The organism is Ruegeria sp. YKSD163, from assembly GCF_059612905.1.
This window is the reverse complement of record NZ_JBXWRM010000035.1, coordinates 1-14,473: the sequence shown is the minus strand read 5'-3', so window position 1 is coordinate 14,473 and position 14,473 is coordinate 1. Positions and strand designations below refer to the sequence as shown.

At 65.0% G+C, this 14,473-nt stretch carries 9 protein-coding genes and 1 pseudogene; 1 reads left to right on the top strand and 9 read right to left on the bottom strand.

Translation table 11 applies throughout. The annotated features are described in order from the left end of the window. Positions 1-188 precede the first annotated feature (188 nt). The 8 genes from AC2FNA_RS23405 to galU form a co-directional block, all read right to left on the bottom strand. Positions 189-3,845 (bottom strand): beta strand repeat-containing protein, encoded by a 3,657-nt coding sequence (locus tag AC2FNA_RS23405; RefSeq protein ID WP_496830736.1) that lies wholly within the window; start codon positions 3,843-3,845, stop codon positions 189-191. 322 nt (positions 3,846-4,167) lie between these two features. Continuing rightward, positions 4,168-5,130 carry a GDP-L-fucose synthase gene (fcl, locus tag AC2FNA_RS23400; protein ID WP_496830734.1) on the bottom strand — a complete coding sequence of 321 codons (963 nt, stop codon included), beginning with the start codon at positions 5,128-5,130 and terminating at the stop codon, positions 4,168-4,170. Between the two features lie 5 nt (positions 5,131-5,135). Beyond that, complete coding sequence (gene gmd, locus AC2FNA_RS23395) at positions 5,136-6,257, bottom strand: GDP-mannose 4,6-dehydratase (RefSeq protein ID WP_496830733.1); 1,122 nt, start codon at positions 6,255-6,257, stop codon at positions 5,136-5,138. Between the two features lie 197 nt (positions 6,258-6,454). Next, positions 6,455-6,790, bottom strand: a complete 336-nt coding sequence (locus AC2FNA_RS23390; protein ID WP_496830731.1) for a hypothetical protein — start codon at positions 6,788-6,790, stop codon at positions 6,455-6,457. Between the two features lie 121 nt (positions 6,791-6,911). Beyond that, positions 6,912-7,595: a YjbF family lipoprotein gene (locus AC2FNA_RS23385; protein WP_496830729.1), complete on the bottom strand. Its 684-nt coding sequence runs from the start codon at positions 7,593-7,595 to the stop codon at positions 6,912-6,914. Beyond that, complete coding sequence (locus AC2FNA_RS23380) at positions 7,592-9,769, bottom strand: YjbH domain-containing protein (protein WP_496830727.1); 2,178 nt, start codon at positions 9,767-9,769, stop codon at positions 7,592-7,594. Before AC2FNA_RS23380 ends, AC2FNA_RS23385 begins: the two co-directional genes overlap by 4 nt. 126 nt (positions 9,770-9,895) lie before the next feature. Next, complete coding sequence (locus tag AC2FNA_RS23375; RefSeq protein WP_496830725.1) at positions 9,896-11,773, bottom strand: polysaccharide biosynthesis protein; 1,878 nt, start codon at positions 11,771-11,773, stop codon at positions 9,896-9,898. A 207-nt stretch (positions 11,774-11,980) separates the two neighbouring features. After that, positions 11,981-12,874, bottom strand: a complete 894-nt coding sequence (gene galU, locus AC2FNA_RS23370; protein WP_496830723.1) for a UTP--glucose-1-phosphate uridylyltransferase GalU — start codon at positions 12,872-12,874, stop codon at positions 11,981-11,983. 390 nt (positions 12,875-13,264) lie between these two features. Here galU and galE point away from each other — a divergent pair, with 390 nt between their 5' ends. Next, positions 13,265-14,248, top strand: a complete 984-nt coding sequence (gene galE / locus AC2FNA_RS23365; protein ID WP_496830721.1) for a UDP-glucose 4-epimerase GalE — start codon at positions 13,265-13,267, stop codon at positions 14,246-14,248. Between the two features lie 34 nt (positions 14,249-14,282). Here the strand turns inward: galE and AC2FNA_RS23360 are convergent. Then, positions 14,283-14,473 (bottom strand): annotated as a pseudogene (locus tag AC2FNA_RS23360) (glycosyltransferase family 4 protein); the annotation flags it as partial.

Sequence of the window (14,473 nt, the reverse complement as noted above, 5' to 3'; positions counted from 1 at the left end):
CAAGGCCCGCGCAAGAAATCACCTGACTACAAAATCCCCCTCCGGAAAATACTGGGAGAGGGGAGCTCAAGATTGGTGCGCCGCTATAACGTCCTGCGACTATAGCAAAATTTGTTAACTATTTCGGAACTATTTTGTGGCAGCGGCGCCATATGTGTCTGGCGCCGCTGGCTATTTCCAAGGCTGGCTCAGACGATGTCGAAATCCGCGTTCGTGAGCGACAGGCCCGTGGTGAGGATGGCGAATTGCTGCGCCGCCCCGGCCCCATTGCCATCCGCGTCGAAGAACAGCGCGCCGCTGTCGGTATCATAGATGATCCGGTGATCGGCGGTCTGCGCCGTGCCCGAGGTATTGGCGACAAAGGCGTTGGCGCCCAGCGTGCCAGCGGACAGGCCCGTGAAGATCGCCGAGGCCAGTTCGATCTGGTCGTCCGCGACGCTGAAATCGCGGATGGTGTCGATATTGCCGGCCCCCAGCGCGGTCGAGAACACGAAGGTGTCGTTGCCACCTTCGCCTGACATCTCGTCGGTGCCCTCCTTGCCGTCCAGCCGGTTGGCGCCGCCATTGCCCTGCAACCATTGCGCCAGCTCGTTGCCGGTCAGGTCGATCGCATTGGTTCCGAACCGCGAGGTGGTGTTGATGCTTTCGACCTCGGACCCCGCCGACAGAGTAAAGCTCTTGCTGGTCGAGACCCGGTCGAACGTGCCCTCGCCCACGGCCTCGACAACCGTGGTGCCGGCGCTGCGCACGTAATAGAGATCGTTACCGTCACCACCGATCAGGGTGTCGCCATTGGCTACCGACCCGCCACCATCGCCCAGCACGTTCTTGCCGTCATTGCCGACAATCGTCTGTTTCGACGTGTTGCCCTCGATATCCCGGCTGTAGGTCGCATTGCGCGAGGAGGTGGTCAGCAGCTCGATGAACACCCCGTCGGCCAGCACATAGTCGACCCCGGCCGCCAGCCGGTCATTGGCCCCCTGCGACGAGGATTCGATGACCTGCGTGCCGGCATTATAGACCCGATAGGTATCGTCGCCGCCCCGGCCCCGCAGGATATCCGCGCCCGCGCCGCCACCGTCGCCCAGAATGTTGGCGCCGTCATTGCCGACGATGGTCTGGGCCACCTCGTTGCCGATCAGGTCCATGGCCGTGGTACCCGCCGAATTGGCGGTGGTCATCAGTTCGATATCGACCCCGGCCGCCAGCGTATAGCTGCCGTTCATATGCACCGACACCCGGTCCATCGTGCCGTTGCCCGCGGTCTCGACGATCTCGTCCAGCGGGTTGTCGACATAGTAGAAGTCATTGCCGCCCAGGCCGATCATCCGGTCATTGCCGTCCCAGCCTTCCAGGATGTCGTCGCCGCTGGTGCCGGTCAGCGTGTCGTTCTGGTTGCTGCCGTCCAGCTGTTCGATATCGGTATAGCTATCGCCCACCGCATCGCCGGTATTGTTGGCCGGATTGTTCATGTCCGCGACCACACCGCTGGCCGAGGTGATATAGGTCACCGTATCGTGGCCCAGCGGGCCGCCGTTGAAATTGCCGGTCTCGGCGGTGCCGTCAAACACCTCGTCGCCATCCTCGCCGTTGATCGTGACGGTCACCGTCGCGGTATCGCCGCCGGTGATGGTATAGCTAAAGGTATCGGTGTCGGTGGCACCCAGGGCCATGCCGTCAAAGGCGCCGTTGGTGTTGTAAGAGAAGGTGCCGTTGGCGTTCAGCGTCAGCAGCGCGCCCGAGGCCAGCGTGATCTGGGTGCCGACACTGGCGGCATTGCCATTCACCTCGGTGACGCTGAACGGATCGCTGTCCGCATCCGAATCCGCGGTTGTCGGGTTGGCCGCAAACACATCGCCGTTGAGCGTTGCCGTCTCGTTGACCGAGACCGCGTCATCCACCGCAACCGCCGGATCGTCGACCGCGGTGATGTCGATATTGACCGAGCCCAGGCTGACATCGCCCGACCCGTCGCCATCATTGGCGGTGATGCTCAGAGTAGCGGCATCGTCGCCATTGGCATTCAGCGCGCCGGTATACTGGATGTTCGAGGCGGTATCGAGATAGGTGGTGATATCCGCCGCCGAACCCACCAGCGTGATGGTGGTGGCATTGACCAGCGTTTCCGTGACTCCGCTGCCCACGCCCGCCCCGTCCGCCGGGGTCGAGAAGGTGCCCGCGTCCACGCTCAGGGTGACGGTGATCGGGTCGCTGTCCGGATCGGTCAGGGTGACCGAGGACAGGTCGATATTGCCGGCGGTGTCCTCGGTGACGGTGACGTCGGCGGGCAGGCCCGAGATGCCGGGGTTGTCGTTCACCGCGGTGACATTCACCGTCGCCGTCGAGGTCGCCGAATTGCCCGCGCCGTCATTGAGCACGATGTTGATCGAACGGGCCCCGCCGGTCGGGTTGTCATCGCTGGAATTGTCATAGCGCAGCGCCTCGATCAGCTCTTCGATCACCGCCGGTGTCGCGGCGGCCGAGATGAAGGTGATCACCAGGTTCGCCCCGTTGGTGCCGCCACTGACGGTGCCGAACTGGACGCTGTTGTAGAACACGCCACCGCCGGCAACGCCGATGCCATTGATGCCACCATTGTTGATGGACAGCTGATCCTCGCTCAGCGCGCTGGTGATCGAGACGGTCAGGCTGCCGCCGTTGAAATTGGCATGATCGGGGTCGGTGACCGAAACATCGGTACCGGATTCGATCGGAACCGGGACGCCGAACAGCTCGTTATAGGCCGAGACATCGCCGTGAAACCCGGTGATCACCGGCAGGTCGTTGACCGGGGTGATGGTAAAGGTGAAGGTCTGGCCGGTGACCGGGGTGGTGCCGTCCGACACCTGGAAGCCGAAGCTGTCCGAAGTGGTCTCACCGCCATTGTGCTGGTATCTTATGGTGCCGCTGTTGATTTCGTTCTGGGTAAAGGTGCCGCCGACACCAAGGGCGCTTTCACCAGCATCGACCACGTTGTTGAAATTGAAATCCCGCCAGAGCGTGCCATTGGAGACCGAGTTGGTGGTGATCGTGTAGGTCAGATTGACATCCGTGGTGTCGGCATCGTTGGTGTCCAGCTCGGTCGAGGTGATGACATCCACCGCGCCCTCGTTCAGCGACGAGCCGGTATTGGTGTCCACCGTCGGCGCGGCGCCCGGCGCCTGCACCGTCATGGCGCTGAGCGAGGTGAAGGGGTCGGCGCCCGCTGTCGAGGTAAAGGGGGTGGATTGGGCGGTCCAGTTCGCGGCATTGGCGATCGCCGTCTGCAACTCGGCCTTGGTGCCGGTGGTGGTCCCGCTGTAATAGAGGTTGCCGTTTGTGCCGCCGCCGAGTTCGATGTAAGCCGGTGAAAAGGCCGTGTTCAGATCGGAATTGAGCGGCTGCGTCGAATTGGTGCCCGAGGTCCCGGCCGGAATGCCCGACCAGGCGCCTTCAGGAGCACTGTCGTCGAAATCCGTGCCCCAGATCAGGGTGGGTGAGGCGATCGAGCCTTGCAGCACAAAGAGCTGGTCGCCACCGCTGGCAGTGGACCAGAAATTGCCGCCGATCCCGACCTGGGTCGCGTTCACGGTGCCGCTGGAGACACCGTTGACATAGACGTTCATCACGCCCTCGGACCCGGTCTCGGAAAAGGTGACGATGGTTCCGGCGGTCAGGTTGCTGGGCGGGGTCCAGGAAATCTCGCCCTCGCCGGTGGCGAAATTGTTGCCGTCGGTCCAGCTCTGCTCGGTGAAGATGATCGGATGGTTGGTATCCACATCGACCAGCAAGACAACGCTGAAGGCGTCAACCGTATCGGGTTGCCAGCCAACAACGGCGACATCGCCCTGATTGAGAATGGTCATGGAATGCTCCCTCTGAAAGTCCGCGCATGGGAAATGGCTGACTGATTTTCCGTTTAAACTATGCCGGCGAGTCTACCCTTCGGCACACGCGTGTCACGTGCTTTGTCCGCCTGCCCGTGCCGGGAAGGGAAAAAAGGTATCTCCGACCCATCTTTTCCCGCTCCGGCGGCCAGGAAACGCGTCCGGGACCCGCCAGCGTATGCGTCCATGCGCGAGCGTAGGGAGGGGTGCCGACTTCGTCTGTAACCTGCGTCACATCAAGGGCGGGAAACCCGCCTGCACATCCGGCAGGCAGGTTGTTTTACATAAAACGGATTATCTGTCAGTCCTGCGGCACATGCCCGAGGAACCAGGCATAGGTGCTCTCGACCCCCTGCTCCAGCGGGATCGAGGCCTGCCAGCCCAGCCGGGCCAGCCGGCTGACATCCATCAGCTTGCGCGGGGTTCCGTCCGGTTTGCTGGCGTCAAAGACCAGCCGCCCCGCAAAGCCGGTCACCCGGGCAACAAGCTCGGCCAGCGCGCGGATGCTCAGATCGACGCCCGACCCCACGTTGATATGGCTCAGCATCGGCTCGGTCTCGCGATCATAGACCGCGCGTTCCAGATCCATGACAAAAAGCGACGCCGCCGCCATGTCATCCACATGCAGGAATTCGCGCATGGGCGTGCCGCTGCCCCAGATCACCACCTCGTCGGCACCTTCCCGCACCGCCTGGTGGAACCGCCGGATCAGGGCGGGCAGCACATGGGAATTCTCGGGGTGGAAATTGTCGCCCGGCCCATAAAGGTTGGTCGGCATCACCGAGCGGTAATCGACCCCGTATTGCCGGTTGTAGCTTTCACACAGCTTGATGCCGGCGATCTTGGCGATGGCATAGGGTTCGTTGGTGGGTTCCAGCGGGCCGGTCAAGAGCGCGCTTTCAGCCATCGGCTGGGCGGCTGCGCGCGGATAGATGCAGCTTGACCCCAGTTGCAACAGCCGCGTGACCCCGGCGGCAAAGGCCTGGTGGATCACGTTGCATTCGATCATCAGGTTCTCATAGATGAACTGCGCCGGATAGGTGTTGTTGGCATGGATGCCCCCCACCCTGGCCGCCGCCAGGATCACCTGGTCGGGGCGTTCGGCGGCCATGAAATCGCGCACCGCCGCCTGGTCGGTCAGGTCCAGTTCCGCATGGCTGCGGGTGATCAGCTCCAGCGCTTCGCCCGCCGCCTGCCGCGCCTGCAACCGGCGCAGGATGGCGCTGCCGACCATGCCGCGATGGCCCGCCACATAGATCTTCATCGCGCTCACCCCTCGACCGAGACCGGCACATCCATGCCATGCGCCTTGAGCAGGGCGTGACGGCGCGCGGTCTTCAGATCCTCGGCCACCATCTCGGCGCACATCTGCTGCACCGTGATCTCCGGTTCCCAGCCCAGTTCGCGCTTGGCCTTGGACGGGTCGCCCAGCAGCGTGTCGACCTCGGCGGGGCGGAAATAGCGCGGGTCGATGCGCATGATCACGTCGCCCGGTTTCAGCGCCGGCGCCATGTCGCCCGCGATGGCGGTCACGGTGGCGATCTCGTCCACGCCGCTGCCCGAGAAGGCAAGCGTGACGCCCAGCTCGGCCGCCGACCAGGCGATGAACTCGCGCACCGAATATTGCACGCCGGTGGCGATCACGAAATCCTGCGGAACCTCCTGCTGCAGCATCATCCACTGCATGCGCACGTAATCCTTGGCATGGCCCCAGTCGCGCAGGCTGTCGATATTGCCCATATAGAGACACTCTTCGAGCCCTTGGGCGATATTGGCCAGGCCACGGGTGATCTTGCGGGTGACGAAGGTCTCGCCGCGGCGCGGGCTCTCGTGGTTGAACAGGATGCCGTTGCAGGCATACATGCCGTAAGCCTCGCGATAGTTCACCGTGATCCAATAGGCATACAGCTTGGCCACCGCATAGGGCGAGCGCGGATGGAACGGGGTGGTCTCGCGCTGGGGCGTCTCTGCCACCTGCCCGTAAAGCTCCGAGGTCGAGGCCTGATAGAACCGGGTCTGCTTCTCCAGCCCCAGAAAGCGGATCGCCTCGAGCAGGCGCAGCGTGCCCATGGCATCGACATCGGCGGTATATTCGGGGGCCTCGAAGCTGACCGCCACATGGGATTGGGCGCCCAGGTTATAGACCTCGTCGGGCTGCACCTCGGACAGGATCCGGGTCAGGTTGGAACTGTCGGTCAGATCGCCGTAATGCAGCCGGAACCGGGCATGGTCGGTATGCGGATCCTCGTAGATATGGTCGATCCGCTGGGTGTTGAACAGCGACGAGCGGCGCTTGATCCCGTGCACCTCATAGCCCTTTTCCAGCAGGAATTCGGCCAGATAGGATCCATCCTGCCCGGTAACCCCGGTGATCAGCGCGGTTTTCGACATGCGTTCAGGTTCTCCTGCTGTGCCCGCGGGCATTTGTCTGTCGGTGATACCGGTCCAGGCAGGGGATTTGCAAGCGACCCTCTGCCCGGCACGGCGTCCCCCGGAGCGCAGGGGCCGGGGCGCAGACACGAAAACAGGCCCGCAAAGGGGCCTGCCTCAGATTACATGGACCATGGTCGGCCGAAAGGCCGTCCGGATCAGCTGCCGCTGCCGGTCGTGGTCGTGGTGGTCGAGCTGTCGTCGCCGGCAACGGCCGCGACAACCACAACAGCGGCCAGAATACCGGCTGCTGCCCCTGCGCTGATGGTGCCGCCGACCAGACCGCCAGCTGCGGTACCGCCGCTGACCGCGCCTGCATAGGCGGGGTTCACGGTGCCGGGAACGCACCAGACCTTCAGACGACCGTCTTCCAGGTACTCGGCGCGGGTCACGTCGCAGATGTTGGCGTCACGTGCATCATCGATGGCTGCAGCCGACACAACCGCGGGCGTCATAACTGCGAGAGCGGCAAGCGCGGTAATCGTTTTCTTCATAATCAAACCCCTTTTGGCTGAACTTGACTGGGTTGTAGACCGAATCATATCTCTTTTCAACGTGCCATGCACCTAGAGACCCCTGAGATGGGACACTTTTTTCCAGTTTTGCCCCGTACGTTCATTTTCGCAGCAGGCGAAACCGCATATAGCCGATCTCCGGACCCGCCCATTGCCGTGATTGCCAGACCACGCCCGCGCCGGTGTCGATCCAGTAGGAATTGGTGATTTCTCCTGTATCTCCAACGCAGTACTGCTCGATAAGCCGGGTGGAATGGCGTCGGCCGACGATCTCGATCTGGGCCGGTCCCCGATCGGCCAGATCGCAGGCCAGCGTCATGCGGCGCTCCTCGATATCGCCGGTCCGGATCATCTGCAGCTGCGGCCCGCCCTCGGACGGGCCCGGCAAGGATCCGCTCACCTGCACCGTGCTGGACAGGATATCGCCGCCAATCCCGCGGGTCGCCACCAGCACGCCGTTGCGCATCGTCAGCGAGACATTGTCGCCGGTGCGCCAGACCTGGACATGGCCGGCCGGCCCCTCGTCGCGCTCGGCCGAGACATAGAGATAGGCCGCCATGTCGAGCCGCTCGACCCGCGCCTCGAGCGCCGGGGCGGTCAACGCGTCCAGCTCGGCCCGGGTCACCGGCGGCAGTTCGGCCGGACCGGCGCGGCGGGCCTTGATGATGTCGCGGGTATTCTTGGCGATCTCGACCTGCAACGGCACCTCTTCGGTGCCCGAGGCACAGCCCGTCAGCACCGCCAGCAGCCCCAGGATCAGCCCCTTGCGTCTCATATCCGTCATTCCCAGAACCCCGCCCATTCGTCGGTCAGCGCCTTGCGATGGGCCTCGCGGACCTGACCGTAGAGCCGGCCCGGCACATGCACCCGGGCGCCGCCGTCGCGCTGGATCGGCCGGATCGTGGTGCCCAGCGACTTGCGGCTGGGCTTGCCCAGGAACCATTCCAGCGGGATGCTGAAGCGGATGCCCTTGTCGAACGAGCCTTCGCCGAAATCGGCCGACGAGACATTGGTGAGCGTGAAGAAGCCCCCCACCGACCAGCCATTGGCGAACACCCGGTCCAGCGACACGGTGGCGCCGATATCGCCGGCCAGATAGCGGCCCACGTCGATCTGGCCGTGAAACCCGTTGCCCATATCCATGTAGGCCGAGGCATGGCCGGTGAAGACCCGGTAGTCCTGGAAGCCGAGCCGCTGGTTGAAATCCCGCTTCAGCGCGTAATTGGCCTCGACCCCCAGCGCCAGCGGGCTGTTGACAGGTTTCCAGAGAACCTCGGTGGACAGGCCGCCATAGCCGTATTCGAAATAGCCCGCCGTCACCCGGGCATAGAGGTCCTTGCCCGGCTGCCAGTAGCGCGCCACGTAGAGGTTGTTCAGCGTGGTGTCATATTGCGCATACAGCACCTGGTCGGTGCGGACCGGCGGCAGCGCCGAGGGCGACAGGCGGCCGTCCTTGGTATTGCCGGCCAGCCGCTGGCGGATCTTGCCCGAGATCACCCAGCCCGGCGCGGGCTGGTAGGTGGCGCCGAAATCGACGCCCACGTCGATGCGCAGCGGCTGATCGGGGTCAAAGAAGGCGGGCGCGAAGTAGGGCGCCACCGACCAGCTGAAATCGGGATAGAGCTCGCGGCCATAGACCGCGCTGTCCGAGGCCGGCGCGGCCGAGTTGAACCCGGTCACCGCCAGCATCGCCTCCGAGGCATTGGCATCGAATTCCAGCGCCTCCAGATCCGAGCGCCGCAGGGTGATCGTGGACAGGCTCATCCCGCGCGAGACCGGCACCAGGTGAAAGGTTTCGACCGAGGGCGGCAGGATGCGGGCCATGGTCCGGGCCGCCCGGCCTGCTGCCACCGCGTAAGACCGGTAGCGCGAACTGCGGAACCGCAGCCGGGCGCTGTGGGCGTCGATCTCGAGGCTTTCCAGGATCAGCCCCTCGTCCTTGAGTGCCGCCTGCAACAGCGAGCGCAGCAACGGCGCCGGGCGGCCTTCGGACCAGCTGGTGCTCCAGGCCTCGGGGTTGGTGGCACGGTCGGGGCGCGGCTGGATCGGTTGCGGCGCCGCCAGGGTGCGCGGGATCGCCGGCTGTTTCGGGTTCAGCTGGATCTGCGCGCTGAGGCCGAATTCCGACCCGTAAAGGTAATAGGCCCCCAGCCGGGTGCGTGGGCTGGCCTGCCATTCCACCCCGAAATTGACCGGCGATTTCTTCTGGAACACAGAGGTGGTCTGGGTCTCGGTCACGTAATCGTCCGAGGAATATTCCAGCTTGAAGCTCCACTTGTCGTTGGCCTGCCATTCCAGGCCGCCGAACAGCGCCATCGGGCCGCGGAACCACTGGTCATAGGACAGCTGGCCGCCGGTGCTGCCGGGGGTGAAGGCCGGCCGGCTTCCATAGCCGCCGAACGAGCCGAAACTGCCCAGCCGCCCCCAGCCGAGACCGGCCGTGACCTTGAGCCGTCCGGGCAGGTGCGAGGCCCCCAGCGGCGGGGTGTCGAATGTCTTGGTGGCGACCAGGTATTCGGCCGCGTAGACGCCGGTGCCCGCGAAATCCTGCAAACCCAGCGCGATCTGGGGCCGGTACCGGGTTTCCCGGGCCAGGCGGAACCGCACATCGAAACCCCGGTCGTAATAGGTGGGAAAGCCGCGCAGGTTCCAGTTGCCGATCGAGTTGTAGCGGAAGCTGGCCGAGATCCAGGGCGTCGGCTGAAAGGTCAGCGTATAGCGCCCCTGATTGCCGAAATAGCTGATCGTGGTGGTGAACTGCCCCTCGGGCAGCATCTCGGCCGAGGGCATGTCGATGACACCCGGCACACCGTAAAAGTTCAGCGTCGGGACCGGCAGCGTCCGAAACACCGGTTCCTGCGCCACGGCACCGGGGATGACGACATCGGCCTGCTGTGCCTGCGCGGCGGCCCCCAGAACCGCGGCCAGCATCCAACCCGTCACCGCAATGCGTCGCATGAAACAATCCTGCCCTCGAACTTGTTAATCTCTTATGCGATGCGGCCCCCGCATTCGTAAAGCCGCAATGCTGGCCGCGGGCCAAACAACGGGCCGGGGCGCGGCACGAAAGCCCGGCTTTCAGGCTCAGAGCTTGCCGGTCAGGTCCTCGGCGGGGGTCGGCACCCAGTCGATCCAGCGCTCCAGCAGATCGCGGGCCAGCTCGGCATCGCTGGCCGCCATCGCCTGGCGCAGCCCGCGCAGCATGCCAGCGACCTCGATCTCCGACAGCTTGTCCTCCTGGGCGCAGAAAATCTTCTGATAGCGGGTGCGGCGCAGATCGGGGTTCAGCGACAGCTCTTCCTGCAGCTTCTCGCCGGGGCGCAGCCCGATGAATTCGATCGCGATATCGCCCTGCGGGTTGTCCTCGTCGCGCACGCTGTAGCCCGCGCTCTGGATCACCTGCCGCGCCAGGTGCAGGATCGCCACCGGCTCTCCCATGTCCAGCACGAAGATCTCGTCCCCCGTGGCCTCGGCCCCGGCACAGAGCACCAGCTGCACCGCCTCGCGGATGGTCATGAAATAGCGTTTGACGCGGGCGTCGGTCACCGTGACCGGCCCGCCCCGGCTGATCTGGTCCTGAAACAGCGGCACCACCGATCCCGAGGATCCCAGCACATTGCCGAACCGCACCGTGGCGAACACCGTGCCCGGATGGCGGACCGCCAGATCCTGCACCACCAGTTCGGCCATCCGCTTGGAGGCCCCCATCACATTGGCCGGGCGCACCGCCTTGTCCGAAGAGATCAGGATAAACCGCTCGACCCCGGTCTCGGCCGCCTCGCGCGCCAGGGTCTGGGTTCCGAACACGTTGTTGGCCAGCCCCGCCAGCGGGTTCGCCTCGACCAGCGGCACATGCTTGTAGGCCGCCGCATGCAGCACCACCTGCACCCTGTTTTCAGTCAGCACCTTGCGCACCAGGCGCGGGTCGGTGACCGAGCCCAGCACCGGCACCACCTCGATCCCGGTTCCTTCGGTCAGCTGGGTGATTTCCTGGTGCGCGGTATAAAGCGCCAGCTCGCTCAGCTCGTAGAGCACCAGCCGGGTCGGGCCGCAGCTCAGGATCTGGCGGCACAGTTCCGCCCCGATCGAGCCGCCCGCACCGCTGACCAGAACGCTGCGCCCCGCATAGCTGGCGCTGGCCTGGGCCAGCTCCACATCCCGCGCCGCCCGTCCCAGAAAGCTCTGCGGCGGGATCGAGGTCAGCTTGTCGACCAGCGGCTCCTCTCCGATCAGCTGGGCAAAGGATGGCAGCGCCTGTACCTCGAACCCCATCTGCTGCAACCGGGTGACGATCTGCGCCTGCTTGGGCTGGCTCTGCGACGGCATCGCCAGCAGCACCCGCCGGATACCCCGCGCGCGGGCGACTTCGGCAAGGCGGGCGGGCGGATAGACCGGCAGGCCCATCAGCGTCATTCCCTGCAACGAGACATTGTCATCGACAAAGGCCGCCGGAACGATCCGTTCATGGGTCTTGAGCGCCTGGGCCAGTTGCAGGCCGGTGCTGCCGGCACCATAGATCAGGACCGGCCGGCGCGGTCGCGCCCGGCGATAGATCCCCAGCACGATCTGATAGAGCAGCACCCGCACCGCCAGAAAGGACAGGAAATAGCTGGCGCCAAAGATCACATGGGTTCCCGGCGGCAGCGGAATCTTCGCCAGCGCCGTCAACCCGGCCGCACTGCCGGTCAGCACCAGCACCAGCACGGTGCTGCGGCCGACCGCGTGATGCTCAAAGGCATTGAGCTGGATATAGGGCAGCTTCAGCCAGATCGACAACCCCGCGGCGATGGTCATCAGCGCGGGCAGGATCGGCGCCGCCTGGCGCAGGGTCTCCAGCGGCGAGGCCGCAAGCGGCTGCACCGCATAGGTGAACAGCAGGGCCAGCGGGATCAGCGCCATGTCGATCGCCATGAAAACCGCCGCCTTCTGTGTGCGGGTCATCCGGTTAAGCAATCGGATCATATAGAGCTTTCCACCGTTTGTATCCTGCCGATCAGGACCATCTGCTCCTACCCCTCAAAACCGGTAGGACGCAACACCTGCAATATACGGAATTTTTCCGGGTCCCGGCCAGACGGCCGCGGAACAGGCCGGCGGTGCCCCCCGAATCCAACCCGAATCCGACCCGAATCCGGCGCCCGCATGCAGGCGCGGTTCGGTGAAATGCCCTTACTGGGCGGCTTCCCTGCTCTGCATGATCTCGACCAGGTACTGGCGCAGGTCGTCGCGCAGGTCGGCGCGGGCCAGGGCAAAGGCCACGGTCGCCTGCAGGAACCCCGCCTTCGAGCCGCAATCGAATCGCTGCCCCCGGAACCGGTAGCCATAGACCGGGTTGCCGTTCTCGATGTCGTGGGCGATGGCATCGGTCAGCTGGATTTCGCCCCCGGCGCCCGACTTGATCTTGTTGAGGTTCTTCAGGACCGAAGGCGCCAGGATATAGCGTCCGATCACCGCCAGGTTCGACGGGGTTTCCGCCGCCGGCGGCTTTTCCACCATGCCCTTGACCGAGACCACCGCGCCCATGTCCTCGGCCACGTCCAGCATGCCGTAGGAACTGGCCTTCTCGGTGGGCACCTCCATCGCGGCCACCATGTTGCCGCCGGTTTCGGCATAGGCCTCGACCATCTGCTGCAGACAGGGTTTCTCGGCGGCGATCACGTCATCGGGCAGCATCACCACAAAGGGCTCGTCGCCGATCAGCCGGCGCGCGCACCAGACCGCGTGGCCCAGCCCCAGCGCCCGGTGCTGCCGGATATAGGCGATGGCGCCGCTGTCCATGTTGGTGGTCTTGAGGATCTCGAGCAGCTCGGTCTTGCCCTTCTTGCGCAATTCCTGCTCGAGGATGGGGGAATGATCGAAATAGTCCTCGAGCGCGGATTTCCCGCGCGAGGTGACGAAGATGAATTCCTTGATGCCGGCGGCGCGGGCCTCGTCGATGGCATATTGGACCAGCGGCCGGTCGACCAGGGTCATGATTTCCTTGGGCACCGATTTGGTTGCCGGCAGGAACCGGGTGCCCAGCCCCGCCACCGGAAAGACGGCTTTGGTAACTTTTCGCGTCATGACATACCCTCGATAATCATTCCGTTCCGGTCCACGTTACGCGAACCCGGTTTCGCCTTCGTATAGGCCTGTGCGCGAACCGGAATCAATGTCATTCCAGCCTGCCACCGCCGTTCGACCCGCGTCTCCGCACAAATCTGCCATCCATGCCCCGCGGCGGTCTGCTGCCTGCTGTAGCAGAGAATGGCCGGCAACCCGAGAATGTTTCGCCCGGCGCCGATCCCGCGTTCGAGGTTGTGCCTTTGGCGCACGGGCAGAACGGACCTTTGGAGCGCAGGCCGCCCCCTCCGGGGGATATCGGCTGGCAGAACCCGGACCCAGTTGCTATGGCGGGCAGGACATCGGACACCACTGCGCTTTGGCGACAGGCCCAAGGGGGAGATGACGGACATGACGGCCATTCTGGTCACCGGCGGCGCGGGCTATATCGGGTCGCACGCCTGCAAGGCCCTCCGGGCCGCCGGCTATACGCCGGTCACCTATGACAACCTGGTCACCGGCTGGCGCGACGCGGTGAAATTCGGCCCCTTCGAACAGGGCGATCTGACCGACCGGGCGCGGCTGGATCAGGTCTTCGCCAAACACCGGCCCGCCGCGGTGATGCATTTCGCGGCGCTGAGCCAGGTCGGCGAGGCGATGAACGAACCGGGCCGCTACTGGGCCAACAATGTGGGCGGGTCGCTGACCCTGATCGAGGCCGCGGTAGCCGCCGGCTGCCTGGATTTCGTGTTCTCCTCGACCTGCGCCACCTATGGCGAACATGACAATGTGGTGCTGGACGAAGAGACGCCGCAGCAGCCGCTCAACGCCTATGGCGCCAGCAAGCGCGCGGTCGAGGATATCCTGCGCGATTTCGGCGCCGCCCATGGGCTGCGGTCGGTGATCTTCCGCTATTTCAACGTGGCCGGTGCCGACCCCGAGGCCGAGGTGGGCGAGTTCCACCGCCCCGAGACCCATCTGGTGCCGCTGATGCTGGACGCGATCGACGGCAAGCGCGCCGCGCTGACCGTGTTCGGCACCGATTACGACACGCCCGACGGCACCTGCATCCGCGACTATGTGCATGTCTGCGACCTGGTGGATGCCCATGTGCTGGGGCTGAAATGGCTCGAGGCCGGCAAGGGATCGCGGGTCTTCAACCTGGGCACCGGCAGCGGGTTTTCGGTGCTGGAGGTGATCGAGCACTCGCGTGCCGTCACCAACCGCGCGGTGCCCTACGAGACCGGCCCGCGCCGGGCGGGCGATTGCACCAAGCTGGTGTCGGGCAGCACCCGCGCCGCCGCCGAACTGGGCTGGCAGCCGCACCGCTCGGATCTGCAGACGATGATCTCGGACGCCTGGCGCTGGCACCAGAGCGGGCATTACGAGGCATAGGACGGCCACCCGCCCTGCCCCGCGCGCGCCGGCCTCAGGGCAATGCGATGGGCGCGGCGCCGGGCGCCAATGCGTTGATCCGGCGCAGATGCTCTGGCAGACAGCGGGTGAGGAAATCGTATTTCTCGACCACATGCGCCCGCGCCGCCGGGCCCAGATGGGCATGGGCCTCCGGATTGGCCAGCACGTCGATCACCTGATCGGCCAGCGCGCCGTGATCGAAGA